This is a genomic window from Pseudomonas sp. KB_15, assembly GCF_052114525.1.
Taxonomy (GTDB): Bacteria; Pseudomonadota; Gammaproteobacteria; order Pseudomonadales; family Pseudomonadaceae; genus Aquipseudomonas.
In genome coordinates this window covers 1-381 of the sequence record NZ_JBFREX010000330.1, presented here as the reverse complement: position 1 = coordinate 381, position 381 = coordinate 1, and the positions used below count along the sequence as shown (strand labels likewise).

The window sequence follows — 381 nt, the reverse complement described above, 5'->3', positions numbered from 1 at the left end:
GGTTCAGGTTGGTCGGCACCGGCAGGTTGCGCACGAAATCGCCGTATTTTTCGATCCTTACCGAACCGACCGAGATGTCGGCGCCGCGGCGGATGAAGTTGAACAGCGCCGTGCGCAGCGCCCGCGCGAAGCGCTCGTTGATGATTTCGAGCGTGTGCAGGCGGCCACGGATGATCCGTTCCTGGGTAGCCAGGTTGTACGGCCGCACCCCGCCTTCATCAATAGCGGGCGCGCTGCTGGCTGCGGGCGCATCGGATTCGCCCGATACGCCTTTCAGTAGCTCGTCTACCTCGTCCTGCGAGAGGAACTTGTCGTAGGCCATCTAGTGTCCTGCCCCGTGAACAGCTGTAAGGATGAAACGGTCCATGGCCGGCTTCAGTC

1 pseudogene is annotated in these 381 nt (G+C 62.2%); it reads right to left on the bottom strand.

The features are described 5' to 3' along the window. Nucleotides 1–322 (bottom strand): annotated as a pseudogene (gene fliM / locus AB4Z35_RS31130) (flagellar motor switch protein FliM); the annotation flags it as partial. Nucleotides 323–381 lie beyond the last annotated feature (59 nt).